Raw genomic sequence first — 26,437 nt, forward strand, 5'->3', positions numbered from 1 at the left:
TTTCAAAGAAGTATATGCTATAATGGAATTACTTATTACAAGTTGAAAGGATTATGATTATGGACATTAAATTATCAGCTAAAAAGATTTTAGATAAAGATTTTAAAACAGGTATTCGAGGATATAGTCAAGATGAGGTCGATCAATTTTTAGATGAAATCATTATGGACTATGAAAACTTTGAAAAAGTATTATTGAAAAAACAAGAAGAAATTAATTTATTAAAACAAGAGCTTGAACAAGCCGAAAGTACAAGAAGAAATTCACCTACAACAGTTGCACCATCTGGTATGGGCGCAACAAATTATGATATCTTAAAGCGCATTGCGAATCTTGAAAAACATGTATTCGGGGATAAATTATATGATTAATGCGTGATTTCCTTAAAAACATAGTTTAAATATTGAATTATGCTGTTTTTGCGCATATAATGTAAATAGCATCAATAAGCGAATGAGTAATCGCTGCAACGCTTTGACGTTGTTGAGGAAAGTCCATGCTCACACGATTCTGAGATGAACGTAGTGTTCGTGCTTCGCGAAATCATAAGCGGAGGTAGCAGCAATGCTAACGGCGAAAGGAAAACCTAAGTTTTCGGATATGGTTGAAACTTTCTGAAAGTGCCACAGTGACGAAGTCGTATAGGAAACTTTACGAGTGGAACGAGGTAAACCCCACGAGTGAGCAACCCAAATTATGGTAGGGGCGTTCTCCTGAAAGAAATGAATGGATGGAGAGATAGGTATGCTTGCATATCTATAGATAGATGATTACTACCCGAGTAGTACGAGGCTTTTAGCTGTTTGAGTACGAAGGGCACAAAACATGGCTTACAGTTCCTTATGATGTTCTTATAACATGATTAGTCAGGCTCTCCGATTTTATAGTTGGAGAGCCTTTCTTACTAAAATACATAGATAGATTTCATATATGGATGCGGGGATCAGGATGAAAAAAAAAGACTGTTTATATAGCGAAAAATTAGATGGTAATAGCCCAATCTGCCCTGAAACAATGTGGGCATTATTTGACCATTTATCAGAAGGTGTCATGATTACAGATGCAGATAAAGTGATACTTGCCATTAATCCAGCTTTTGAATTTGTAACAGGCTATAGTGCAGGGGAAGCATTAGGGAGCAAACCGCACTTGCTGCAGTCGGGAATACATGCAAAAAGTTTTTACGATAAGATGTGGAAAGAGATTTATGCAACAGGTAAATGGTCAGGAGAAATTTGGAATCGTCGCAAAACAGGTGATGTCTATCCTGAATGGTTGACAATTATTGCAATTAAAAATGATGATGGGGATACAACACATTATTGTGGTATTTTTGAAGACCTTTCGGAAAAGAAAATTGCAGAGCGTGAAATTCAAATTCAAATGAATACAGATACATTAACGGGTTCTGAAAATAGCTATTCATTTATGAACCGCATGAATGTGCTCTTAGAAGCTTCTGAGAAGAAAAATTTTGAACATGCATTGCTATTTTTAGACATGGATCGTTTTAGTCATATTAATGAATTAGGTCATTCGATTGGTGATAAATTATTAACGGAAGTTGTACAGAGGTTGACACCGTTTATTCGCAACAAGGATATACTAGCGCGTTATGGCGGTGATGAATTTGTTATTACTTTGGCACACATTCACCATCCGAAAGAAGCAGTTCAACTAGCAAGCAAGATTATTGAAACATTTGAAGAACCGTTTTTAATTGATGAACATATACTCTACACAACGGCCACAATCGGGATTAGTTTGTATCCAGAAGATGGACATAATACTGAAATTCTGATTAACAAAGCAGTGAAGGCAATGGAATATGCGAAGAAGAATGGGCGTAATCAATTTGCTTTTTATTTTGACGAACTGAATATTGGAACGAATCGCGGTTTATTAATTGATCATGAATTACGTAGAGCAATTAAAAATAAAGAATTTATTTTACATTATCAACCAAAAATTGATTTAACGACAAATACAATCATTGGTTTTGAAGCATTGGTTCGCTGGTATAACGAGACCCTTGGCTTTGTACCGCCAAATGATTTTATTCCGTATGCAGAAGAAGTGGGATTAATTATTCCTCTAAGTGAAGTCATTATTGAAAAAGCATGCCTAGATTGGTTAGCCTTAGAACGTGCAGGTTACGGTCATATTCCAATCGCTATTAATATTTCAAGCATTCACTTCCATCAACCAAACTTTATTGAATCGATTCAAGAAATTTTACAACGCAATAATTGCTCTCCAAGAAATTTTGAAATTGAATTAACGGAAAGAACGGTGATGAATAATGAAAAAGAAACGATTCGTCGACTAATTCAGTTGAAGCAATTAGGTTTTAAATTATCGATTGATGACTTCGGCACGGGGTATTCATCATTGTCATATTTAGTACAGTTCCCATTAAACCATTTGAAAATTGATCGTAGCTTTATTCAATTAATTGGTTCTGTTAATGAGAAGCAGGCAGTTGTTGATGCCATTATTCAAATGGCACATCGTTTGCATATGAAAGTCATTGCAGAAGGTGTGGAACAAAAAGAACAAGTGGAATTGCTAAGAAATATGGGCTGTGATATGATTCAAGGATATTATTATTCTAAACCGTTGCCATTAGAAGAGGCGATTGATTACGTAGAATTTTGGAAATTGGAGATAGAAGGGAAATAAGCATGACAAAATTTAATTTAGTAGCTACAGCAGCTATGGGACTTGAAGCCATTGTAGCAGATGAACTAAAAGCCTTAGGATATGAAACACGTACAGAAAACGGAAAAGTGTACTTTGAAGGAGAAGAGCGTGATATTGCACGTACTAATTTGTGGTTACGCGTAGCAGATCGTGTAAAAATCGTTGTAGGTTCTTTCCCAGCAAGAACATTTGATCAATTATTTGAAGGTGTTAAAGCATTACCTTGGGAAAAAATTATGCCAGTTGATGCAGAGTTCCCTGTAACAGGTAAGTCTGTAAAATCAAAATTATATAGTGTGCCAGATTGCCAATCAATTACGAAAAAAGCAATTGTTGAGCGCATGAAAAAAGTACATGGCCGTTTAGGTATGCTAGAAGAAACAGGACCGAAATTCAAAATTGAAGTATCAATCTTAAAAGATATGGCGACACTAACAATTGATACATCAGGCGCTGGTCTTCATAAACGTGGATACAGAACAGAACAAGGTGAAGCACCATTAAAAGAAACATTGGCTGCAGCACTTGTATATATTTCAAAATGGACACCAAATCGTCCATTCGTAGATCCTTTCTGCGGTTCAGGTACTATTGCACTTGAAGCAGCGATGATTGGACAAAACATTGCACCGGGTTATAATCGTGAATTTATTAGCGAAGAATGGCCATTTATGAAACAAGAGATTTGGGATGAAGTACGTGATGAGGCAGACCGAGCTGCAAATTATGACCAACCACTTCAAATTTCAGGTTCAGATATTGATCACCGCATGGTAGAAATTGCAAAACGTAATGCACTTGAAGCAGGTTTTGGCGAATTGATTGACTTTAAACAAATGCAAGTGTTAGACTTTACAACACACGCTGAAGATGGCGTTATGATTGGAAATCCACCTTATGGTGAACGTATTGGTGAAGTGGAAGCAATCGAACAAATGATTAGTGATATTGGTCATATGATGAAAGCTTATCCAACATGGTCTGTTTATATGCTATCTTCGATGGAGAATTTTGAAGAGCTATATGGTCGACGTGCAACAAAAAAACGTAAATTGTTCAATGGTTTCATTCGAACAGATTATTATCAATTCTGGGGACGCAAATCACAGAAGAAATAAAAACAAGAGAGGTTGTCTATTTAGACAGCCTCCCTTTGTGTTGAAACATAGTAGATGAGAGGGGTAGATAGTATGCGACAATCACTACCATTTGAATTATCAAAAGAACAATCATTCTTTGATTCTTTAGGCGACTGGATGGGTGACGTATTATACGATGAACTTCCGGAAAAAGGATTGGAATGTCGTGATGAGCAGATTTTTATGGCTTATCAAATAGAAAAAGTATTACGTGAAAAGTCTATTTTATTCGCGGAAGCAGGTGTAGGTACAGGGAAAACTATTGCGTACTTATTACCAGCTATTACGTATGCTCGTTATACAGGTAAACCTGCATTAATTGCATGCGCAGATGAGACGCTAATTGACCAATTAGTTAAAGAAGGCGGCGACATTTATAAACTGCAAAAATTATTAGATTTAAATATTGACGTACGCTTGGCAAAATCGCGTGACCAATATTTATGTCTAAAACGCTATGAAGAAGCAGAGCAATTCATGGATGGAGAATACCTAGATGAGATTGCTGTCTCGATTCCAGAAGGCGTGTATGGTGCTGGTGGATTAGGACTTTATGGTGCACGCAGTGATTATCCAAATATTTCAGATGAAGAATGGCAACATGTGAATTATAACTATATCCAACAATGTCAGGTTTGTGATGTCCGTAATCGTTGTGGTCAAACATTACATCGTGCACATTACCGCGAAGCGACGGATTTAATTATTTGCTCACAAGATTTCTTAATGGAACATACGGCAACGAAAGAGTCGCGTGAACGTGAAGGGCAATTACCGTTATTACCAGAAGTATCGATGATTGTATTAGATGAAGGACACCTTCTTGAATATGCCGCGCAAAAAGCAATGACGAACAAAATTCAAGATTACACAATCGTGAAATTATTAGATCGTTTAATGGTTGATGGACTACGTGAAAAAACTTTATTATTGATGGAAAAATTACAAGATGGTCATGAATTATTCTTTGACCAATTACGTGATGATGTAATTGATACGGATGATGAGCGTAAACGAATTAAAAAAAGTCCAACGCTAATGAAGTTAGGTCAAAAAGTGATTGAAACAATTGACGAGTTAATGGAAGAATTCGTTTTTGAATCTGAAATGTATGTTATTCCAGAATACGAGCTACGCATGGCAGAAGAGTTTTTAGACCAATATGAAGCTGCAATGCGCATCTTTGTGTCGCAAAGTAATGCGATTGACTGGTTAGAAGAAACGGATGGCGAAGAAACATTAGTTATCATGCCACATTTAATTACAGAAGTATTAGAGAAGAAACTATTCTCTAAAAAAATTCCATATGTCTTTTCTTCGGCTACTCTATCCATTAATAAAGACTTTAGTTATATTGCGTATAGCTTAGGAATTAAAAAATACAACTCATTCTCTGTAGAATCACCATTTGATTATGAAGAAGTAATGAAGATTCATGTTCATGAACTTGAACAAGCTGAAAAAGTAGCGCGCGTTGCCTCTTTATTAGAAGAATCAACGGAGCAAACTTTATTATTATTCAAATCAAAACAAGCGATGCAAGCGTTTAAAGATGTTTTAACGGATGAACAAAAAGCAACAATTGGTTTTGAAGGTGATCGCGAGCTATCGTCATTAGTACGTGATTTCCAAGCAGGTAAATTACACACGCTAAGTTCATACCATTTATGGGAGGGACTCGACTTACCAGAAGAAGCATTAACACGTGTGATTATTGTAGACTTACCATTCCCACCGAGTGATCCATTATTTGATGCGAAGCGTTCATTCGCAGATGATCCGTATGTTGAAGTGGAATTACCATTCATGCTTCTTCGCTTGCAACAAGGTATGGGCCGTTTAATTCGTACAACAAATGATCATGGTACAATTCATATTTTAATGAATAAAGAGGAATTGAAAAACCTACCTGAGATTGAACCGATTTTTGCAGTAAAACCGACTTTTGAAAAATAGAAAAAAGGCTTTGACATGTACTAACTTGTCAAAGCCTTTTTCTATGTTACAACATGTATGAATGAATATGCGTTTTAAAAGTGAAAAATATTTATTTTTAAATTGGTGTGATTTCTGTTTGCTTTTTAAGGTTTTATTACTTTATAATAGAAAACCCAAGCGATTAAGAAAAGAGTGATGGGTATGGAAAATCGAAAAGTACGTCTTTTTATTGCGTCAAGTTTAGATGGCTATATCGCAACAAAAGAAGAGTTACTTGATTGACTAGAACAGGTGGAAGGTAAAGGAGATAATGGGTACTCACAATTTTATGAAACAGTCGATACCGTTATTTTAGGCAAAAAGGCATTTGATTGGTTAATCAGTTAATTATTATCTGAATGGCCTTATACGAAAAAAGTGTTATGTTTATACGTATCAACAACTTCAAGATATTCACTTTACAAAAGAGCCTGTAGCATCACTTATTCATACATTACGACAACAGCCAGGTCAAGATATTTGGATTGTCGGTGGAGGAGAACTCATCTATTCTTTTTTAGAGCAACACTTAATCGATGAGATTATTGTTACAATGGCGCCAATTTTATTAGGAGAAGGAATTCCTCTTTTTAAACCAGGTTTCTCACCCGTAGAATTAATATTACAGCAAACAAAAACATATGGTCAGTTTGTAGAATTACATTACAATGTAAAAAAGTATAAAAAAAGAGCGCTATAAAGTGCGCTCAAACAAAGTAGAATAACTAAGTTACATATAGACTTCTTTATACGAATTAAGATCTTCCAATAAATTTGTTTCTTGGAAAACTTCAAGTGAGTATTGTGTCTTTTCTGTAATTGGTAATTCTACGAAAATATTCATATCAAAATAAATTGGTAGTTCTTTAGAAGAATGTAAAATCGATTGTGCAGCACATTCTAGGCAATTCCCCACCTCTAAATGTTCGTCAATAAATGTAGCCAAATTGATTGTTTCACGATTATTTTTCACGTCAAATAGAATTTCTAAATCGCCATCAATCATAACGGATACCATTTCTGTTAATAAAAGAGCGTTCATAAAAGAGCTGCCCTTCTCAAGGCGATTGATATCGTGAATAATGTGGAAAGTTGGATGTTCGTAAATAGCTTTTAAAATTTCTGCAAGTACTTCATTTGAAAAATCTACCTTCTCGCTAAACTGAACGACTTCGTAAGGTTGTTCAATCATAAACCAGATATCTCTATATAAGGTAGGGTAGTATGCACTTGTTGTGGTCTTCTTTTTTAAAATTTCTTCTAATAATGGAACCTCAACAATATTCATATAAAAGAGTTCTTGATAATAATCGCTTACATAAAGAGAGCTATTATTCATCTTCTTATATTCATGGATCGTTGTTTGCATGTAAATCTCCCCTTTTAAAAAATTGGTTAATACTGATGGTGATTCTCAAAAGATGATATTTTGAGTTGCAAAGTATTTCAACTTCACATTGTCCAAAAAATAATGGACTCGTTTGGCTGGGCTATTTCGAAAAGTTTCTCACATGACAAAAGATGACGACAAAATAAATAAGTTATCTATATTTTGAGTCCCTGTGAAATACATGCTATGTATGATTTTGCTGTGCGTTTTCCGATGAAGAACCTTTGCCTATAAGTACATACTAGAAAAAAGCAATGCAATCAATAGAGAACTGCCATTATACAAATAACGTTAATATTTAGTGAATTATCTCTTTAAAATTTTACTAAAAAATTACCATAAAATAGATATTACACCTATTTGAATTAGCATTTTTTGTCATAAAACAGCGGGAATACAACAAATTCACGCTTTTATATTCACTAAATCGTAACATAAGTCTAAAGGTAAATCATGAAAAAATCAAACTTATATTAGAATATCATTCGAACGAGCTAGAAAATTACCACAATTTATATCCCTTTGAACCAAGTGGTGCATTTGAAATAATATCGTAAATTGGATATGAATAAGCAATTAATAATAGCGCAATTAAAATGATGATCCATAGTTTAAAGTTTTCTAAAATAGCAGGTGTTTTTTGAGCATGATTTGCAACTTCTGCTACTGGGAATACTTCAAAACCTTTCGGTGCGAAGAAAAGCATTTGAACAAGTATATACATAAATAATAAAATGGCAATAAATAGAATAGTCCCACCAACAGCTTGTGCGATTTGGTAGCCAATCCATGTTTGTGCAATTTCAGCACCTCCATATACTGAGAATGCAGAGCGTCTTGGTGCGCCAAGCAAACCAGCAATATGCATCGAACCTGACATAATCAACATACCAATTGCCCATAAAACTGTTTGGATTAGACCAAGTCTGTTTATTTTTTTTGTTAATTGTCGACCTGTTAAATGTGGAATTAAGAAATAAGAGGCCCCAAAGAATGTCAATGTGACCGTTGTAGCAATTGTTAAATGAAAATGCCCTGTCACCCAAATGGTATTATGAATTAATTGGTTCATTTGATAAGATGCATTAACAATTCCTCCAGCACCGCCAGGAATAAAGGCAAGCATACCGATAAAAGGTGCTAAGAAACGAGCGTCCGACCAAGGTAACTTTTTTAACCATCCAAAGAGTCCTTTACTCCCTAACTCACGACCGCGTAGTTCAAATGTAGCGAATAGTGAAAAAGCAGTAAGTAAAGAGGGAATGACAACCATCATCGTTAAAATAACTTGTAAAAACTTCCATGAACCACCGATACCAGGTTCAGTTAATTGATGGTGTAAGCCAACCGGTACGGAAAATAATACGAATAAGATGAACGAAAGTCTGGCAAGTGCATCCGAAAAAATCTTTCCGCCGATAATTTTTGGCACGGCGATATACCAAACCATGTAAGCAGGTAAGAGCCAAAAATATACAAGTGCATGACCAAATGACCAGAAAAGTGTACGCGATAATAACACATCTACACGTTCCATCCAACCAAGTGACCATGGAAGTAATTGAACTAATAATTCAGTTGTGACACCAATTGTAGCAACAAACCACATTAAATTATTACATACGACCATAAAGCTGAGTAGCGGTGTAAGCTGTTTTGGATTTTCTTTTTTCCATTGTATGTAACGATGAGCTTGTGCAAATGCTGCAATCCAAGAGCCTATCATGACAAGTGAAAGTCCAGCATAAAAAACCCAATGTGCTTGTAGTGGCGCATAAAATGTATAAAGTACAGATGCCTCATTTAATAAAACCATTGTAGCAGCCATAACTGTCCCAGTAGACATTACCCCGAAACCAATCCAGCCTAAACATCTTTCTTTAAAAGAAAATATTCCTGTTACACGACTCATAGCGGCTGTTTGAAAACCAAAAATGAAGAAGGTTGTAAAGACAAGTGCTAGAAGAACGCCATGTATAGTTAATACTTGATAATAGCCAATAGAGTAGGGAAGTTCGAGTGCGCCACTTCTCACGAATACTTGTACTAAACCGGCAATCCCACCAATTAATAAAGCAGCAAAAGCGAAAAGAAGGTAGGCAAGTGCTAGCTTACAATCGCGTAAATTGATTTGTAAAGATTTCATTTAGAATCCACCACCTTTAATGCTGCATGCATTTCAGCATGTCCCATCCCGCAGTATTCATTACAAACAACTAAAAATTCGCCCTTTTTATTGACGGTAGTTGTATATTCAGAAATATGTCCGGGCTCTAACATCATATTAATATTTGTTTTAGCAATTTCAAATCCATGCACAACATCTTTAGAGGTCGCAATAAACTTCACTTTAGAATTCACAGGAATTTTGATTTCCGATGGTTCATATAAAAAGGCAGATGCTACTACCACCACTTCATAATCCCAATCCTTTCCTGCTACTTTATAGACACCTGGCTTATTAAATGGTGCGATTTCACTCACTTTTTCAGGATTAATTGTTTTTTGTGAATTAGGTGTTTCATGACTATTATTTAATGCCATTAGACCAGTAATTAATAGAAAAATAATTAATGAGCCAATACCAAACATGAGCCAATATTTTTCATACTTATGCAAATACATGGGTGTAAACCTCCTCTAGATTAGAAACGATTCATAAAAATAGCGAAGCATACAAACCAAATGATGATTATGATGATACCGACTGTTATAGAGAGATAAAAAGTTCCTTTTAACTTTGAATCGGATGTATTTTTTTCTTTATGCATAAAAATCTCCTTTCTGTGTATGCTTATCCATAGTTTAGTCAAAACGACATAATATAGATGTGATTTTTATCACATCAAAATAAGAGAATGTGAAGTAAATGTGAAATTGTTTTGAAAAATGTAATAATTCAGTGTGTAAAAGAATAGAGATATTTATTATAATTAATATTTTAATATTAATTCGTTTATCGAAATAAAAGAATAGATCTACAAAATAAGACAAAAGGACTTGTACATATTTTGTACAAGTCCTTTTAGGGAAAAGAAATTTCATCGCTCTCATGTATGTCGACTTAAGAAGCTTCAATAGATAAAAGCATTGTTACATGACCAATCTCATCCATTGAGATTGGCAAAGTGAATGTTTGTGTAGATATTGGTAAATGTGTCTCACTTACCATGACAGTTGGGGTAGTAATGTCTAACTGAATATTGTGTTCAGCACTATAAATACATAATTTACCAGCAACCATATTTCCAAATTCTCCAACGAACGATTCTAAAAGTTCGCCATCAATCTGAAACCCATATAATGACTCACATAGTTTTTGAAATGAATTGTGATTGCTGTCAATAATCATACGTGCTTTTACATCACCAATTACATTGATCAAAACACTATATTCTAGATGCATATTAGGTGCAGTAAATGAAGAGGGAGACTGAATTGTAACTTGCTTTGGTGAAATTTCTTTGAAAGCGTGAATGATGCCGTTAAATAGTACTTGGTATTGAGCCGAAATACTCATACATACTCCCCTTTCTTCATGACTTTTAATCTATGATACACCGTTAGTTTAAAGAATACAATAAGAGAATTAATTGAGAAACTATTTCAATTAGATTGACAAAATAAAAAAAACTCGTTATGATAATGATAATCAATGACAATTAGAATTTAAAAATAAAAAATTATATTATCAAAAAGGGAGCGGTCATCATGCTTTTCGCACTTGTTGGAATGACAATCGTCGCTTGTGGTGTCACAGTTAAATACGTTTTATCAGAAACAACCGCACATTTGAAATAAATAAAATGATACTTTTGTTGCCGAATAGCTCGCTTAGAGTTATTCGGTTTTTATATTTTTAAATAAATTTAATTTTTTCACGTAAAAAAAATAACATAGAAGAAACGTAAAAATAAATAACTAAAATCTTCTGATTTGGAGCAATTTTTGTTTTTCCTTTTACAGACACATGATAGAATGGGATGAGTAACTACATATAGAAAAAGGAGATCGAGCCTTTCATGACTGTTTTTGAAGAAAAAATCCAATTATTATTGAAGAAAACTGCGTTACAGTACATGGTTTATAAAAAAAACGAAGACCATGAACGACTAGCAAAAACACAGCTTTTTGCTGAGAAGTTAATTAAGAAAGAATATGCAATTGGTTTTGCAGGTCATTTTTCTGCTGGTAAGTCGAGTATGATTAATGCGCTTACAGGTGACCAACTACTACCATCTAGCCCAATTCCGACAAGTGCTAATGTAGTTAAAGTGCATAAGTCAGAAGAAGATTATGCAATTGCTTATTTAGTAGGAGAAGATCCTGTTCGCTTTAACTCAGATTATGATATTAAAACTGTAAAAGAATTTGCAAAGAATGGTGCGTTAGTATCACAAATTGAGATTGGACATAGCCAGTCTGTATTACCGATGGGTGTTACAGTGATGGATACACCTGGAGTCGATTCCACAGATGATGCACACCGTATGTCAACAGAATCAGCACTTCACTTAGCGGATATTGTTTTTTACGTGATGGATTATAATCATGTGCAATCAGAATTGAACTTCCAATTTACGAAAACATTAATGAAGCGTAACCCGAATGTGTATTTAATCGTGAACCAAGTAGATAAACATAAAGAACAAGAATTATCATTTGAAGAATTCAAACAGTCGGTTGCAGATTCATTTGCAAACTGGGGTGTTTATCCAAAAGGTATTTTCTTTACATCATTAAAAGCGAAAGATTTAGCTTATAACGATTTTGACCATGTAAAAGAAATTGTTATGAACAGTATGGATGGTTGGCAAGAGCAATTAATAGAAAATGCCGAAAATACATTAGCACAAATGCATGATGAACATGGACAATTTTTAGAACAAAATAAACAAAGTATTATGGAAAGCAATGAAGATTTACTATCTCAAAATGATTGGGCACGTAAGTTAGATATTTTAGATGAGTACCAATCTGTAGAACGTCAACTTGAGTTATATTCAGTTGAGAAATGGGAAATGTCTTTCAATAATCAACGTGATGAATTACTTGAAAACGCTGTCTTAATGCCATTTGAATTACGTGATCGTTTAGCAAGCTATGCGGAATGTATGCAAAAAGACTTTAAAGTAGGTATGTTCTTTGCGGCGAAAAAGACGGAAGCAGAGCGCGCTCGTAGACGTGAAGACCTATATGATCGCTATAAATCAGTTGTTCAAAACCAAATTACAGGTCATATGTTGAACTTAATGAAGAGCTCTTTAAGAGAAGTTGGTGCTTTAACAGATGAATTATCACTTGAAATTGATGAATTCAAATTAGATATCCCATTCTCTGTTATTGAAGATGAGATGCGCATTGATGCAGTAGCAGGAGACGCTTTACTGAACTTCGCAAATCGTGTTGTTTCGGCTACACGTATGTGGTTCAAACGTGCAACAGATGACTGGAAGCGTGAGAAAATGGCGTATATTCAAGAATTATCGCTTGTAAAAGTAGAACCTCTGAAAAAGAAAAAAGCAGCGATGACTGAAAAAGTAGCAATCATCAATGATGTACTTCATATTGAAGAACAACAAAAATACTTTGAAGTTCAGAAAAATGTCGATGTACGTACACTGAATAAAGAAGCAGATGGTTATATGGAGCGCTGGATTAAAGGGGAAAAAGAAGCGCGTAAACATATGCGTGTATTCGATCCATCTATGATTGCTGTGGAAGAAAAACAAGAAGAGGAACAAGCGGATGACGATGTATCACAATCTACTTATAATGTTCAGCTAGACCAAGCAATTCAAAAAGCATTAAAAACAGCACATGCAGTAGAACCGATTGCTGGTTTCCAGGAAGTATCAAACTACTTGAAAAATAAAGTCGCACGTTTAGAAGAAAAAGACTTTACAATTGCTTTATTCGGTGCATTTAGTGCGGGGAAATCTTCTTTCTCAAATGCTTTAATGGGTCAAAAAGTGTTACCTGTATCACCGAACCCAACAACAGCAGCGATTAATAAGATTCGTCCTGTATCACCTGACCATCCACATGAAACAGCAGATGTAAAATTAAAAACAGTCGAACAAATGACAGAAGATATTGTGGCCTCTTATGGTGCAATTGGTGTTCACGTTACATCTTTAGATGATGCCTATGCAAAAGCACAAAAAGCACTTGATGTGGAATTAACAGATGAGCGCTTACATGTTCATAAATCATTTGTACGTGCATTTGCACAAAGTTATGAAGAATTTAAAGACGTATTAGGCACAACAATTCGTACAGAGCGCGAAGAATTCGAACGCTTTGTTGCACAAGAAAATCGTAGTTGTTTCGTTGATTCAATTGATTTCTACTTCGACTGTGAATTAACACGTCTAGGCGTTACGTTAGTTGATACACCAGGAGCAGACTCAATTAACGCGCGTCACACAGGTGTTGCTTTTGAATACATTCGTAATGCGGATGCGATTCTATTCATTACGTACTATAATCATGCTTTCGCAAAAGCTGACCGTGAATTCTTAATTCAATTAGGGCGTGTAAAAGATGCCTTCGAATTAGATAAGATGTTCTTCGTCGTAAATGCGATTGACTTAGCAGCAGATGAAGAAGAAGCAGAAGATGTAAAAGCGTATGTACGCAACGAATTATTACGTTTTGGTATCCGTAAACCACGTCTATTTGGTGTGAGTAGTCTACTTGCTTTACAAGAAAAAGTGGAACAGACAGAACTTGCTTCTGGTATGCCTGCTTTTGAGGAAAGTTTCCATCATTTCTTATCAGAAGAATTAATGGCTCTTGCAGTTCAAGCTTTAGTAGAGGAAACAGATAAGACGATAGAGCGTTTATCATCACTGATTCGTCAAACAGAGGAAAACTTATCGCGTAAAGATGAGCGTCTAAAAGAATTAGACCAAATTGAACAATTTGTTCGCTCGTCTATGGAAAAAACGGCAGCTGCTGTAATTGAACGTGATGTGGCACAAGAGCAAAAAGAGTTACTATACTATGTATTACAACGTGTATATTTCCGTTATACAGATTTCTTTAAAGAATCGTATAACCCAACGGTATTTAATACAAAATCAACATCAGATGCACTTGAGTTTGCACTCACTGAATTAATGCAAAGTCTAGGCTTCGACTTTGAACAAGAGATGCGTGTAACAAACTTCCGAATTTCAAAAATGATTGTGACAAAAATTTCAGAACGTTATACAGCAGATGTTCGTCGCCTACGTGATGTCAACGAGAGCTTCAGCTTCACACCATTTGAAGTAGAAGACCCAGCTATTTTAGATTATACAGGTCCATTTAAAGACCCATTCAAATATAAAGCTGTCAATAAATATTATAAAAATCAAAAAGCCTTCTTTGAGAATAATGATCGTATTTTATTACGTGATGCACTTGAAGAGATGTCAAAACCAGATGCACAAGCTTATTTAGATGAGCAGTCTGCACGTATGACTACGTGGGCAGAAGAACAGATTCAAGCGATTGCGGAGCAATTGAAACAACATATTGAAAATCAAGCACTTGAGCAACTTGATACAGAACGTTCGCTGCTTCAAGAAGATAGTAAACTAGCGGAATGGAAATCAATCTTTGAAGAGCTTGTAGAAGCAACAGTATAAATAAAAGAAGAACGCATGCGACTATAAAGCATCCATTGATTCCACAATTTCGTCTAATGATAATAGATTGAGGTGATCAAATGAGAAAATTATTCGCATGGGTTCTCTTTTTTGTCTTAATTTTAGGTTCCTATCAAGCTATTCAATATGCGCTTGATCGACCTGAATTGTCGAGAATGTTTTCAGAAGTAAAAGAAACAGTGGATCAATCTATTGATACTTTCTCAGATAAAAAAGAGGAAAAAGCGAAAAATATTGTATTGAAAGATACAACAGGTAAACAAAAAGGAACATTTACCAATGAATACGGTGAGCAATGGCAAATGACGCACAATGGTTATGAGCAATTCACACTTGAATCATCCAATGGTAAGGGCGGTTATATTGCAGGACAGGGGCGTACATTATTTAACACAACAATTGGTGAGACGACATATGGAGAGGCGCAAAAACAATACGGTGCACCTTTAGAAGAAATTCGTAAAGGCAATAAGATCTTTAAAATGAATGATGATAATAAAAAAGAGATGTTATTATATGAAATAGATGGATACTACGTGACGTTTTTTTTTGATGTTCATAATGCCAATCGCTTACGTGCAATTCAATATATTCCATATAATGTAGAACAGAAAAAAGAAGGATTTTATGGTCCTTCATCGAATGCTTTACGTACGGGGTTTGAACAGTTGATGATTGAACTGATGAATCAAGCACGTGTAGAACATGGATTAAAGCCACTTATTTATGACAAGGGATTAACAGCTCAAGCACGCGCACATAGTCAAGATATGATTGACCAAAACTATTTTTCACACACAGGAAGTAATGGAAGCACACCTGAATCACGTATGAAAAATGCGGGTTATTTGAACGAGCATTTCTATGCAGAGAATTTAGCTTATGGGCAGTACAGTAGTATTTTTGCTCATGAAGGTTTGATGAATAGTTTAGGACATCGTAAAAATATCTTAAACAAAGATCTGACACATGCAGGTGTGGGTGTTGCATTTGATGCTGAAAATGTGCCGTACTACACGATTAATTTTTATACACCATTTTAAGGGGGACTCTGTATGGGACACGTATTTATTCAAGCAAAGGATATACCAGCAAATGAACAAGCTGTATGGATTGACGCACGCTATGACTTAGCAGATAGCGTATATGGTCGTGCGCAATATGATATAGAACATATTGTTGGTGCGGTACACTGGGATTTAACGAAAGATTTATCTGACATGACAAAAGAAAAAAGTGGACGTCATCCGATGCCAACTAAAGAACAATTACACGACCTATTTGAAAAAGCCGGTATCACATATGAAACACCTATTTACATCTATGATGGTGGTGGTGAACCATTTGCTACGAGAGCGTATTGGTTATTACAATATGGTGGTTTTACAAATGCGCGCGTCATTGCAGATGGTCTAGAAGGCTTAAAGCAAGCAGGTTTTGAGACAACAACCGTTGAACCGAATCCAGTGCGTTCTAATTTAAATATTGATTGGCAAGATCAAATTTATGTAGATCGTGCCTATGTTAAAGAAGTAACAGAAGGTAAGCATGATAAAGTGTTAATTGATGCGCGTGCTCATCGTCGCTATATTGGTGAAATCGAGCCACTTGATCCTATTGCAGGACACATTCCAACTGCACGAAATTTTGATTGGGAACAGCTAAAAAAGGGGAATACGTTATTTATAAATGACGAAATAAAAAAAGTTGCTTCCAAAGATGAAAATATTATTGTGTATTGTGGTAGTGGTGTATCTGCGTCGCCACTTTACGCTGTATTAAAAGAATTAGGATACGAACATGTTCAACTTTATACAGGGAGTTATAGTGATTGGGTGATGCATTATCCAATTGCGACAGGAGAAGAATAGTCGATTTTTTCCTTTTTAAAACGCTAAAAGAGGCGTACAATAAAGGAAGTAACTGTAGAAAGAAGGAACAACATGGATATCGAATTTCTATCCAAAATTTTATCCATCATCTTACTTGATTTAGTATTAAGTGGAGATAATGCGGTTGTTATTGCGCTCGCAACTCGAAAGTTGAAGCCTGAACAACGGAAAAAAGCAATATTGATTGGTACAGGTGGAGCAATTGCTTTACGTGTTATTTTAACAGTCATTGCTGTTCAATTATTAGCGATTCCATTTGTTAAAGTGGTCGGTGGTTTATTACTATTCTATATTGCATGGGATTTACTGAAGTCAAACGGAGAAGATGCAGATGTAGAGAGTGGTAGTACGTTATTCGCAGCTGTACGTACAATTATCGTCGCTGACTTCGTTATGAGTTTAGATAATGTTCTTGCGATTGCAGGTGTAGCAGATGGGCATGTTGGTTTAGCAGCACTTGGACTATTAATTAGTATTCCGATTATCATTTTTGGTAGCCAATTAATCATTAAACTGATGAATAAATTCCCGCTACTTATTTGGCTGGGGGCGCTCTTGATTGCCTACACAGCAGGCAGTATGATAGTTAGCGATCGTTATGGTAAGTATCTAGTTGACTGGACATTCCCGGCGATGACACAATTAATTCCAATTATTTTCTGTATTTTATTAGTATTAATTGGTGTTTGGACAAAACGTGTACAAACAAGAAAATACCGTTCATAAAAAACTTGAGTCACTTATATGTGGCTCAAGTTTTTTGTGCAATTACTTATAAATGGTGATTTATCAACCAATGAATTCCGTGCATAGTTAAACATTCAACTGCAATTGATAAATTTTGCGTGGTCGTCCTGTTTGACGGGGGCATTCTTCTACAACCACTTTTGCAAGCCCTGTCATTTCAAGTTCATTTAAAATACGGCGCGCACTACGCGGTGTCATGTGTAAGTATTGAGCGAGTTCATTAGCAGAAAATTGTTCTGTACCATGCTTATGAATAATCGATGATAATTTTTGCACAGTAAAGTGAGAGACTATATATAAATTGAAAGAAGGGGATTACTACTATGCAATCCTCTTTCATTTTACATAAAATTAAATATTAAGAGATAATTACTTCTTTTCGTATGATTTGATGGTTGTTATAGTTTTTTTCTTGCAATAAGTTCAAAAGAGAAGGAGGATATAGATGAAAAGGATACAACATCTATTTTAATGAATTAAGAAAGAGGTATGAAAATGGCTGTTTATCATAATTTTGAATTTGTTAATGAAAGAAATGATTGTATGATTGCAAAAATTAATATAGAAGATATTTTTTTAGATTATGTAATAGAACAACAAGCATATGAGGTTGATCGTCTTTATAATTTGATCCCATCAATTAATCCTAGCTATGTTAAAGAATCTTATAGAAGTAAAGTCCCAAGTGATAAGGGGCTCAATTATTGTGGGATATCTGTTATTAATCATTATAGTTTTGATTACTTGAAAAAAATATTTCTAGAATGGATAGGTGTATTAGAAGAACTAGATGATGAATATTATTATCCTTATTTAGTTGATTTGAATGAAGATCAATTAGTTGAGATTTCTTTTGAAGAAATGAAGAGATTAAAAGAAACGTTTTTTGTTAAGTCTGAAGTTCTGAAAAAACTAAATATATGTATGCATTATCTAGAAATAATGAATTCTGCTGATATTGTAATTTATTATTATGGAATTTAATGTGAATGTACTTTTTTATTCATGCATATGTAAGACGCCGACCACTTCTGAAACATATGCTTTTTTAGTAGCTACGCATTTTTTCTGATGAAAGACGTAGGCATAGACCTCATCAAAAAAGTTTTTAGCACTTTCTTGTGAATACGTTCTAAAAATTAACATTGCTTGCGGGACATTGCACATCTTTTTGACATGTTGAAGTAATTTTTCAATGCGTTGATCGTTTCGAACATTTAAAATGCCGATTGCATGCATGGGTGAAAATTTACGTTTACAAAATAATTTTTCCAATGTTTCCATATCTTTTTTAAAATAATTTTCACGTTCTAAATGTAAAATAAAATCGTGCCAATATGTACCGTCAAAACCATCCCACCAAGTTAAATCCATCGGGCGATTTAAACCATTGCACGTATCTTCCGTATAGGCATGGTATCCGAGCATCGAACCAAGTCGTGAAAAATATGCTATTTCTGTCATTGTAAAAGAGTGTTTACCGTGGTCGACTGTTAAATGGAATGTATGATAATTTCCCACATACCCATCAAATAATTTCATTAAATCAAATTGCATTCATGTTCCTCATTTCATAAGAAAAAAATCGTGCGATGATTGCACGATTTTTTCTGTCTATTAATCACCAATTTGTTCAGTTAGTTCTTCTAATTGTGTAATTAATTCACCAATAAAGGCGATTGTATCTTGTAGTGGTTGGTCTGTTGTTAAGTCAATACCAGCCATTTTTGCTAAATCAACAGGTGATTTTGTACCGCCTGCTTCTAATGTGCGAATCCAATCTTGTACCGCAGTATCACCTTCTTTTAGAATACGTTGTGATACTTGTGTTGAGATCGTTAAGCCAGCGCTATATGTGTAAGGGTATAAGCCCATGTAATAGTGTGGTTGGCGCATCCATGTAAGTTCGGCACCGTCATTAATATCAACCGCATCACCCCAGAATTCTTCTAAAACCGAGCGTTTTAAGTCATTTAAAATCGAAGCAGATAGCGATTGACCTGCATCAATTTTTTCATACACTTTGCGCTGGAATGCAGCTTCTAGTAAATGCGTTACAAAATTATGATAGTATGTGCGTGCAACAATTGTTGAGATTACCCAGCGTTTGAAACGTGGATCTTCTGAGTTTTGTAGCAGGTGATTCGCCATTAACATTTCGTTCATAGTTGATGGTGCTTCGACAAAGTAAGTCGATGATTCACTATTTAATAGTGATTGTTCACGCTGTGCATATCGGAAGTGTCCAGCATGACCTAATTCATGTGCTAGAACGAATACTTCATTCATACGACTTGTCCAAGAGATTAAAATGTATGAATGTGAACCATATGGACTTGCACAGAATGCACCTGTTGATTTTCCTTCATTTTGCGCAAAGTCAATCCAGCGCTGCTCGAAAGAATCGTCAATCATTTGAAGATAATCTTCACCCATTACACCAAGTGCCTTCTTCAAGTATTCTTTTGATTCTGGAATCGTAATACTTGGTTCATAAGATGGATCTAATGAAATTTTTAGGTCAGCGAATGTCATGTTTTCTAAACCATGTACTTTTTGAAGTAACTTTGCATAACGGCGCATATGCGGTGCAAGTTCTTTCATTGTTACATCAATTTGACGGTTATAAAGTGTGCGGTCAACTTCCTGCTCATCAAGTAAATAATCAATAACTGAATCGTAACCACGTAAATCAGCCATCGTTTTTTCAGTTTGTACATGTGTTTGATACGTTTTGGCAGTCGTGTGTAAGTAATGACGCAGTTGTTTTGAAAAAGCATCAAATGCTGCACGACGAACCGGAGTATTACTCTCTAATTCCCAATCGCCTTCAAATAAATTATAATTTAGCGGATAATTTTCACCATCTACTGTGAAGTCAGGGAATTTTAAATCGACTAATTTCGTTGTGTTGTATAGACCGTAAGCTGCTTGGAATGTACCTGACAGAGAAGCTAGAACACGCTCTGTTTCAGGGCTAAGTTGATGTGCTTTTTGGTCGATTAAACGTTTAATATAATGCGCATAAGTAGGTGCAAGTTGTTTTGCTTCTTCTAAAACTTCATTTGATAAAGCAAGTAAATCACTCATCACAAATGATAATTTTGCATCGATTTTTGCCGCCATTGTTGAAAAATCACTTGCACGAATTGCAGCAGCTTCGTTTGTTTGATCTGTTTCAACATCTAACTCGGCATAAGAGCCAATGATATATAAATCAGCTAAAACTTTTTCATAATCAACAAATAATGTTGATAAATCTTCTGCTTTTTGAATATGATTTGTCCATTTTTCTACAAAAGCATCAACATCTTGTTGGATTTTTGTAATGGCAGCATCATATGCAGCATCATCTTGGATTAAATAACGTAAGTCCCATTTTTCTTGTTCTGGAACATCTTGACGAAGTGGAAAACTTTCGTACATAAAAAAACCCCCTTGATTCTTCGGTATTCGAAGTAATAACTTTAGTATATAATACTTCGAATAATTCGACAATTATTGTTCGAAAAAAAAGACCCTATCTCTGAGTTGAGACAGGGCAATGCGTATTATTCAGGAGCTAACATAATTTTTTCAAGTTCAAGAGGCTCGATATATTCAGTTCCGCGGAACGCACGCATGTTACCACCTGAAATTTCATCAATTAATAAAATTTCATTTGTTTTCGCATCGCGACCAAATTCAAGTTTAATATCATATAACTCAAGATCTTTTTTCGCTAGTTCATCTTTAACGAAAGACGCAATTTTTTGTGTAGCTTCTTTTAGCGTCGCGTACTCATCTTTTGTTAAGATAGCAAGTTGTGCAAGTGCATCTTCTGAAATGGGTGGGTCTAAACGGTCATCATCTTTAATCGTTACTTCTACAAAAGCATCAAGAGGTTGACCTTCTTCAACATATGCACCGTAACGTTTTAAGAAACTACCAACTGCGCGGAAACGACAGATCACTTCAAGACCTTTACCAAAAACAGTTGCAGGTTTTACCGTCATTGTTGCCTCATCCATATTTGAAGAAACGAAGTGTGTTGGTACACCTATCTCATTTAATTTTTCATAGAAAAATGTTGTTAAACGTAACCCAGCAAGACCTACACCATCAATTGTTAAACCAACTGTATTAGCGCCTGGATCGAATACACCGTTTTCACCTGTAACATCATCTTTGAATTTTAATAAAAAGTGACCATCTTCTAATTCGAAAACATTCTTTGTTTTACCTTCGTACTTCAAAAACATGATAAATCCCCCTGATGTTCGTTTATTATCTCTAAAAATCTTTTTAAAATACATTTAGTTCGTTTTTAACGCTTTTAAAACGATTATTTATAGTTATATTATAATTTATAATTCGTATTTTGCGAAGGGTGCATACCCATTTTTTAACTCTTGTTAGGTCATGAAAAGTTAATCGCTCATTTTAACCGAGTGACCCGTTTTTGCCCTCGAGTGACCCAAATAGATGGGTGAATGACCCGATTGTTAGAGCGAATGCCCCAATCACTTCGACGAGTGGCCCGTTTCGCCACCCGAATGTTCGATTTCACCCAATCATAGTGAAATGAAGTCCTCTTGAATTACTCAAAAGCCTTGAAGAAAGTACAAAAGTGAGTAATTAAGGTTTTTTAGGCGAGTGACCCGTTTTCGCCCTCGAATGTCCCGTTTGAACGGGTGAATGACCCGAACCGAGGAACGAATGCCTCATTTGGAAATACGAATGCCCCGTTTTGCTACTCGAATGTTCGAATTCACACAATCATAGTGAAATGAAGTCCTCTTGAATTACTCAAAAACCTTGAAGAAAGTGCAGAAAGTGAGTAATTAAAGTCTTTTAGGCGAGTGACCCATTTTCGTCCTCGAATGACCCAGATAGACGAGTGAATGTTCCAAACTAACATCCGAGTGACCCGTTTCGTCGCCCAAATGTTTGATTTCGTCCTAGACAAGGTAACTTAAGACGCCCGAAACCATAAAAAAACAGAAATCGTTCATACCGATTTCTGCTTTTTTTCTTTATAATTAGATGATGCCTTGTGCGATCATTGCATCGGCAACTTTTAGGAAACCAGCGATATTTGCGCCGATTAAAAGGTTGTTTTCGTGACCGAATTCTTTTGCAGCTTCACGACTATTTTTATAAATGTTACGCATAATTTCATGTAATTTTGCATCAACTTCTTCAAATGTCCAGAACATGCGCATGCTGTTTTGTGCCATTTCAAGAGCAGATACAGCTACACCGCCAGCATTTGCAGCTTTTGCAGGTGCGAATAATACGTTATTTTCAAAATATAAATCAATTGCTTCCAATGTTGAAGGCATATTGGCACCTTCGCCGACAGCTTTAACACCGTTTGCGATTAATGTTTTCGCAGCATCTGCATCAATTTCATTTTGCGTTGCACATGGAAGTGCGATATCACAAGGAATTGACCAAATGTTTTCGCATCCTTCTACATAAGTTGCTTCTGGATGTGCGTCGATATATTCTTTAATACGACCACCGCGAACTTCTTTAATATCTTTCACTGTATCTAACTTGATGCCAGAAGGGTCATGAATGTAACCATCTGAATCTGAGCAGGCTACAACAAGTGCACCGAGTTGTTGCGCTTTTTCAATTGCGTATGTTGATACATTACCTGAACCAGATACGACAACTGTTTGGTTTTCAAATGTTGCATTGATTTCTTTTAACATTTCTTGTACAAAGTAAACTGTACCGTAACCTGTTGCTTCTTTACGTGCAAGAGAACCACCAAAACGAGGTAACTTACCTGTAATTACGCCTGGTAAATAAGAAGCTTTAATACGATTGTATTGTCCGAATAAGAAACCAATTTCGCGTGCACCAACACCAATATCACCGGCAGGAACATCTTCGTGTGGTCCAATATACTTGTGTAATTCTGTCATAAACGCTTGGCAGAAGCGCATGATTTCTGAATCAGATTTTCCTTTTGGATCGAAGTCCGATCCACCTTTAGCACCGCCAATCGGTTGGCCTGTTAAAGAGTTTTTGAAAATTTGTTCGAAACCTAGGAATTTAATGATGCTTTCGTTTACAGAAGGATGGAAACGTAATCCACCTTTGTAAGGTCCAATCGCTGAACTGTATTGTACACGGAAACCACGATTTACTTGTACTTTACCATTATCATCTTCCCAAGCAACGCGGAATTTTACAACACGTTCTGGTTCGATAATGCGCTCAAGTAAACTTGCTTCCATATATTCTGGACGTTTTGCGAAAACAGGTGCTAGAGAATAGATGATTTCTTTTACTGCTTGTAAAAATTCTGGCTCATGTGCATGTGTTGCTTCTAAGTTTTTATAAACTTCATCGATATAATGCATTGCTACTTGTTCTGAATTCATTGTTACCATAAATTAAAAACCCCCATGTGTTATTCTTGTATTGGCATAACTATAGCGAAATTTTTAATTTTTTTCAATTGTCCGATTTTTATAATTATGCAATATTAACGTATTTTTATTCATGTAAGCGTTACCGAATGAATATGCCAAAAAGAGATTGATTTCATCTCTTTTTGTAATTTAAAAGGAAAGGAAGGATTTTTTTGTTAAAAGTGCATATCGACGCAGATGGTTGTCCAGTTGTTTTATCGACAGTCAACATCGCTCAAAAATCTCAAATAACGCCTATCATTTATTGTGATACATCGCATGAAATTCGTGTGGAAGGAGTAGAAACGAAAATCGTGTCAAAAGGCATGGATGCTGTAGATTTCGCTATTTTAAATACCGTTTCAAAAGGCGATATTGTCGTGACACAAGACTATGGTTTAGCGGCAATGGTACTGGCTAAAGGTGCTTATTGTATCGATCAAAACGGACGTGAATTCACGAACGAAAACATCGATCAATTATTATTTACACGTCATGTTGGACAAAAGATTCGACAAGCGGGAGGACGTACAAAAGGACCGAAAAAACGTCAAAAGGATGCAAATGAAATATACGAAAAAAAATTCAAACAACTTTGTGAACGAGCAAAAATACAGGCTGAGAAAGCATAATTGATATCAAAAAGAGATAAGACTAATCGAAAGGGAATATATATTTATGCATTTTCACTTCTAAAAATATATTCGGTCAAAAGACGAAGAGGTGTTGAATAGGAATCATGGCATTTGAAAGGGACAAAACCGCGCGCGAAAGGGAATCTTGGCGTTTGAAAGGGACAAATGGTCGCGCGAAAGGGAATCATGGCATTTGAAAGGGACAAATCCACGCGCGAAAGGGAATCTTGGCGTTTGAAAGGGACAAAACCGCGCGCGAAAGGGAATCTTGGCGTTTGAAAGGGACAAATGGTCGCGCGAAAGGTCGCGCGAAAGGGAATCATGGCATTTGAAAGGGACAAATCCACGCGCGAAAGGGAATCTTGGCGTTTGAAAGGGACAAAACCGCGCGCGAAAGGGAATCTTGGCATTTGAAAGGGACAAAACCGCGCGCGAAAGGGAATCTTGGCGTTTGAAAGGGACAAAACCGCGCGCGAAAGGGAATCTTGGCATTTGAAAGGGACAAAACCGCGCGCGAAAGGGAATCTTGGCGTTTGAAAGGGACAAATGGTCGCGCGAAAGGGAATCTTGGCGTTTGAAAGGGACAAAACCGCGCGCGAAAGGGAAACTTGGCATTTGAAAGGGACAAATGGTCGCGCGAAAGGGAATCTTGGCGTTTGAAAGGGACAAATGGTCGCGCGAAAGGGAATCTTGGCGTTTGAAAGGGACAAATGGTCGCGCGAAAGGGAATCATGGCATTTGAAAGGGACAAAACCGCGCGCGAAAGGGAATCTTGGCGTTTGAAAGGGACAAATGGTCGCGCGAAAGGGAAACTTGGCATTTGAAAGGGACAAAACCGCGCGCGAAAGGGAATCCAATCATACAAAAGCCTGATGTAAAACTTCGCATCAGGCTTTTAATTTTCTTTATTTAGTTGATTCATCAAGTGCAGCAACAGTTTGTTCTACTTCTTGGCGGGACATTTTTTCGTGTCCTTTTTTCATGGCATCGAGAGTCTTATGTGCAAGTGCTAATGGAATTTTACAGAACATGAGGATACTGCGTTTTTTGATTGAACGGTTGTATTTATCGCCTTTCGCTAAGTTTTCTTCTGCGTAAGCGAATAGGTCATCTCGTGTCCAACCTTCTGGCAGGAAGCTTACACCACGCTCTGCATCCTCATCTTGATTGCGTAAGATGTTCACTGCTTGTAAGCCACGACCGTAGCCAATTGCTAAATCGCGATCTGTTTCGATGCCAGATCCCCATAACCAAATGTCCGAAAGCATTGTGCCGACAAGACCAGCTACATAGTAAGTGTAATCGTCTAAATCTTCTTTTGTTTTACAAATCCAGTTTTTACGAGCCCATTTCGCCATGCCAGAAGCCATCTCACTTGTTGAAGCAGCAACTTCTGGACGAATGCCTTCTGGTGTTAAAGCTAACCAGTCATTTAAACGTAATGATACTTCGGGTAATAGATGACGGTAATCTTGAATAACTGCTTCATAAGCTTGTTCGTCGAAAGAAGGTTGTAGTAAAAGTGCCGCTATTGCATCAAGCATTTGTGCTTTTGCTTCGTTCTCGATTTCTTCGTGATCTTCAATTTCATCAATTGCGCGCATACATAGGTAAGCCATCGCTACCGTTGTTTTTAAATCTTTCTCTAAAAAAGTAATTGGAATAAAAAAAGTACGGCTTGTTGCTTTTAAAATGGCCATTGCTTCTTTATACATTTTCTTTGTGTCAGTCAAAGTATAGACCTCCATTTAATATAAGTAGATAGTTTCTATTCTATCGTACTTCAAGTAGAAGGAAAATAAAAATTAAAAGTACATGGGAAAGCTTCTCAATTTTTTGTTTGTAATGTGTTTTTTTGTTGTGTATTCTATATGAGAACGGATTCA

21 protein-coding genes and 1 other RNA gene are annotated in these 26,437 nt (G+C 36.0%); 12 read left to right on the forward strand and 10 right to left on the reverse strand.

What is annotated here, in order from left to right:
* Positions 1 to 53: 53 nt before the first annotated feature.
* The 6 genes from gpsB to MHB75_RS03095 all read left to right on the forward strand — a co-directional run bounded on the left by gpsB (position 54) and on the right by MHB75_RS03095 (position 6,519).
* On the forward strand, positions 54 to 371 hold the full coding sequence (gene gpsB / locus MHB75_RS03070) for a cell division regulator GpsB (protein ID WP_340995877.1): 318 nt from the start codon (positions 54 to 56) through the stop codon (positions 369 to 371).
* A gap of 78 nt (positions 372 to 449) precedes the next feature.
* Positions 450 to 838, forward strand: an RNA gene (gene rnpB, locus MHB75_RS03075) — RNase P RNA component class B.
* A gap of 110 nt (positions 839 to 948) precedes the next feature.
* Positions 949 to 2,682: a putative bifunctional diguanylate cyclase/phosphodiesterase gene (locus MHB75_RS03080; protein ID WP_340995879.1), complete on the forward strand. Its 1,734-nt coding sequence runs from the start codon at positions 949 to 951 to the stop codon at positions 2,680 to 2,682.
* A 2-nt stretch (positions 2,683 to 2,684) separates the two neighbouring features.
* Entirely contained in the window at positions 2,685 to 3,821 is a 1,137-nt protein-coding gene (locus MHB75_RS03085; protein ID WP_141274751.1) for a THUMP domain-containing class I SAM-dependent RNA methyltransferase, read from the forward strand.
* A 72-nt stretch (positions 3,822 to 3,893) separates the two neighbouring features.
* The gene (locus MHB75_RS03090) at positions 3,894 to 5,798 is read left to right on the forward strand and encodes an ATP-dependent DNA helicase (RefSeq protein ID WP_340995880.1); all 1,905 of its coding nucleotides are present in this window, start codon (positions 3,894 to 3,896) and stop codon (positions 5,796 to 5,798) included.
* A 505-nt stretch (positions 5,799 to 6,303) separates the two neighbouring features.
* Positions 6,304 to 6,519 (forward strand): dihydrofolate reductase family protein, encoded by a 216-nt coding sequence (locus MHB75_RS03095; protein ID WP_340998543.1) that lies wholly within the window; start codon positions 6,304 to 6,306, stop codon positions 6,517 to 6,519.
* 30 nt (positions 6,520 to 6,549) lie between these two features.
* On the opposite strand, the gene MHB75_RS03100 is transcribed toward MHB75_RS03095, so the two are convergent.
* From MHB75_RS03100 to MHB75_RS03115, 4 genes are all read right to left on the reverse strand, one after another.
* Complete coding sequence (locus tag MHB75_RS03100; protein ID WP_340995881.1) at positions 6,550 to 7,188, reverse strand: hypothetical protein; 639 nt, start codon at positions 7,186 to 7,188, stop codon at positions 6,550 to 6,552.
* 523 nt (positions 7,189 to 7,711) lie between these two features.
* Complete coding sequence (locus MHB75_RS03105; protein WP_141274748.1) at positions 7,712 to 9,355, reverse strand: b(o/a)3-type cytochrome-c oxidase subunit 1; 1,644 nt, start codon at positions 9,353 to 9,355, stop codon at positions 7,712 to 7,714.
* The gene (locus tag MHB75_RS03110; protein WP_141274747.1) at positions 9,352 to 9,834 is read right to left on the reverse strand and encodes a cytochrome c oxidase subunit II; all 483 of its coding nucleotides are present in this window, start codon (positions 9,832 to 9,834) and stop codon (positions 9,352 to 9,354) included. Before MHB75_RS03110 ends, MHB75_RS03105 begins: the two co-directional genes overlap by 4 nt.
* Positions 9,835 to 10,273: 439 nt before the next feature.
* On the reverse strand, positions 10,274 to 10,729 hold the full coding sequence (locus MHB75_RS03115) for a chemotaxis protein CheX (RefSeq protein ID WP_340995882.1): 456 nt from the start codon (positions 10,727 to 10,729) through the stop codon (positions 10,274 to 10,276).
* Between the two features lie 502 nt (positions 10,730 to 11,231).
* Between MHB75_RS03115 and MHB75_RS03120 the strand changes: the two genes are divergently transcribed.
* The 4 genes from MHB75_RS03120 to MHB75_RS03135 all read left to right on the forward strand — a co-directional run bounded on the left by MHB75_RS03120 (position 11,232) and on the right by MHB75_RS03135 (position 17,485).
* Complete coding sequence (locus MHB75_RS03120; protein WP_340995884.1) at positions 11,232 to 14,846, forward strand: dynamin family protein; 3,615 nt, start codon at positions 11,232 to 11,234, stop codon at positions 14,844 to 14,846.
* 80 nt (positions 14,847 to 14,926) lie between these two features.
* The gene (locus tag MHB75_RS03125; protein WP_340995885.1) at positions 14,927 to 15,910 is read left to right on the forward strand and encodes a CAP domain-containing protein; all 984 of its coding nucleotides are present in this window, start codon (positions 14,927 to 14,929) and stop codon (positions 15,908 to 15,910) included.
* 12 nt (positions 15,911 to 15,922) lie between these two features.
* Positions 15,923 to 16,738 carry a sulfurtransferase gene (locus MHB75_RS03130; RefSeq protein WP_340995886.1) on the forward strand — a complete coding sequence of 272 codons (816 nt, stop codon included), beginning with the start codon at positions 15,923 to 15,925 and terminating at the stop codon, positions 16,736 to 16,738.
* A 72-nt stretch (positions 16,739 to 16,810) separates the two neighbouring features.
* Positions 16,811 to 17,485, forward strand: coding sequence for a TerC family protein (locus tag MHB75_RS03135; RefSeq protein ID WP_340995887.1), 675 nt, complete (start codon positions 16,811 to 16,813; stop codon positions 17,483 to 17,485).
* Between the two features lie 87 nt (positions 17,486 to 17,572).
* Here the strand turns inward: MHB75_RS03135 and MHB75_RS03140 are convergent, their stop codons facing one another.
* Entirely contained in the window at positions 17,573 to 17,782 is a 210-nt protein-coding gene (locus MHB75_RS03140) for an HTH domain-containing protein (protein ID WP_340995889.1), read from the reverse strand.
* Positions 17,783 to 18,001: 219 nt separating this feature from the next.
* Between MHB75_RS03140 and MHB75_RS03145 the strand changes: the two genes are divergently transcribed.
* Positions 18,002 to 18,490 carry a hypothetical protein gene (locus MHB75_RS03145; protein ID WP_340995890.1) on the forward strand — a complete coding sequence of 163 codons (489 nt, stop codon included), beginning with the start codon at positions 18,002 to 18,004 and terminating at the stop codon, positions 18,488 to 18,490.
* 15 nt (positions 18,491 to 18,505) lie between these two features.
* Here MHB75_RS03145 and MHB75_RS03150 read toward each other — a convergent pair whose 3' ends face one another.
* The 4 genes from MHB75_RS03150 to gdhA all read right to left on the reverse strand — a co-directional run bounded on the left by MHB75_RS03150 (position 18,506) and on the right by gdhA (position 23,895).
* On the reverse strand, positions 18,506 to 19,063 hold the full coding sequence (locus MHB75_RS03150; RefSeq protein WP_340995891.1) for a hypothetical protein: 558 nt from the start codon (positions 19,061 to 19,063) through the stop codon (positions 18,506 to 18,508).
* A 60-nt stretch (positions 19,064 to 19,123) separates the two neighbouring features.
* The gene (gene pepF, locus MHB75_RS03155; RefSeq protein ID WP_340995893.1) at positions 19,124 to 20,932 is read right to left on the reverse strand and encodes an oligoendopeptidase F; all 1,809 of its coding nucleotides are present in this window, start codon (positions 20,930 to 20,932) and stop codon (positions 19,124 to 19,126) included.
* Between the two features lie 125 nt (positions 20,933 to 21,057).
* Positions 21,058 to 21,747: a phosphoribosylaminoimidazolesuccinocarboxamide synthase gene (locus tag MHB75_RS03160; RefSeq protein ID WP_141274872.1), complete on the reverse strand. Its 690-nt coding sequence runs from the start codon at positions 21,745 to 21,747 to the stop codon at positions 21,058 to 21,060.
* Between the two features lie 780 nt (positions 21,748 to 22,527).
* A complete protein-coding gene (gene gdhA, locus MHB75_RS03165; protein ID WP_141274871.1) occupies positions 22,528 to 23,895 on the reverse strand; it encodes an NADP-specific glutamate dehydrogenase in 1,368 nt (455 codons plus the stop codon).
* Positions 23,896 to 24,089: 194 nt separating this feature from the next.
* Here gdhA and MHB75_RS03170 point away from each other — a divergent pair, with 194 nt between their 5' ends.
* Entirely contained in the window at positions 24,090 to 24,548 is a 459-nt protein-coding gene (locus MHB75_RS03170) for a YaiI/YqxD family protein (RefSeq protein WP_141274870.1), read from the forward strand.
* 908 nt (positions 24,549 to 25,456) lie between these two features.
* Here MHB75_RS03170 and MHB75_RS03175 read toward each other — a convergent pair.
* A complete protein-coding gene (locus MHB75_RS03175; RefSeq protein ID WP_174795803.1) occupies positions 25,457 to 26,284 on the reverse strand; it encodes a squalene/phytoene synthase family protein in 828 nt (275 codons plus the stop codon).
* Positions 26,285 to 26,437: the final 153 nt, after the last annotated feature.

Source organism: Kurthia sp. FSL E2-0154, from assembly GCF_038003625.1.
Classification (GTDB): domain Bacteria; phylum Bacillota; class Bacilli; order Bacillales_A; family Planococcaceae; genus Kurthia; species Kurthia gibsonii.

What these genes read in the sequence shown, in the direction of transcription:
- MHB75_RS03125 (WP_340995885.1), top strand. Translation starts at nt 14,927, where the DNA reads ATGAGAAAATTATTCGCATGGGTTCTCTTTTTTGTCTTAATTTTAGGT.
- MHB75_RS03085 (WP_141274751.1), top strand. Translation starts at nt 2,685, where the DNA reads ATGACAAAATTTAATTTAGTAGCTACAGCAGCTATGGGACTTGAAGCC.
- MHB75_RS03090 (WP_340995880.1), top strand. Translation starts at nt 3,894, where the DNA reads ATGCGACAATCACTACCATTTGAATTATCAAAAGAACAATCATTCTTT.
- MHB75_RS03100 (WP_340995881.1), bottom strand. Translation starts at nt 7,188, where the DNA reads ATGCAAACAACGATCCATGAATATAAGAAGATGAATAATAGCTCTCTT.
- MHB75_RS03115 (WP_340995882.1), bottom strand. Translation starts at nt 10,729, where the DNA reads ATGAGTATTTCGGCTCAATACCAAGTACTATTTAACGGCATCATTCAC.
- pepF (WP_340995893.1), bottom strand. Translation starts at nt 20,932, where the DNA reads ATGTACGAAAGTTTTCCACTTCGTCAAGATGTTCCAGAACAAGAAAAA.
- MHB75_RS03105 (WP_141274748.1), bottom strand. Translation starts at nt 9,355, where the DNA reads ATGAAATCTTTACAAATCAATTTACGCGATTGTAAGCTAGCACTTGCC.
- MHB75_RS03120 (WP_340995884.1), top strand. Translation starts at nt 11,232, where the DNA reads ATGACTGTTTTTGAAGAAAAAATCCAATTATTATTGAAGAAAACTGCG.
- MHB75_RS03150 (WP_340995891.1), bottom strand. Translation starts at nt 19,063, where the DNA reads ATGCAATTTGATTTAATGAAATTATTTGATGGGTATGTGGGAAATTAT.
- MHB75_RS03080 (WP_340995879.1), top strand. Translation starts at nt 949, where the DNA reads ATGAAAAAAAAAGACTGTTTATATAGCGAAAAATTAGATGGTAATAGC.
- gpsB (WP_340995877.1), top strand. Translation starts at nt 54, where the DNA reads ATGATTATGGACATTAAATTATCAGCTAAAAAGATTTTAGATAAAGAT.
- MHB75_RS03135 (WP_340995887.1), top strand. Translation starts at nt 16,811, where the DNA reads ATGGATATCGAATTTCTATCCAAAATTTTATCCATCATCTTACTTGAT.
- MHB75_RS03130 (WP_340995886.1), top strand. Translation starts at nt 15,923, where the DNA reads ATGGGACACGTATTTATTCAAGCAAAGGATATACCAGCAAATGAACAA.
- MHB75_RS03110 (WP_141274747.1), bottom strand. Translation starts at nt 9,834, where the DNA reads ATGTATTTGCATAAGTATGAAAAATATTGGCTCATGTTTGGTATTGGC.
- MHB75_RS03145 (WP_340995890.1), top strand. Translation starts at nt 18,002, where the DNA reads ATGGCTGTTTATCATAATTTTGAATTTGTTAATGAAAGAAATGATTGT.
- gdhA (WP_141274871.1), bottom strand. Translation starts at nt 23,895, where the DNA reads ATGGTAACAATGAATTCAGAACAAGTAGCAATGCATTATATCGATGAA.
- MHB75_RS03160 (WP_141274872.1), bottom strand. Translation starts at nt 21,747, where the DNA reads ATGTTTTTGAAGTACGAAGGTAAAACAAAGAATGTTTTCGAATTAGAA.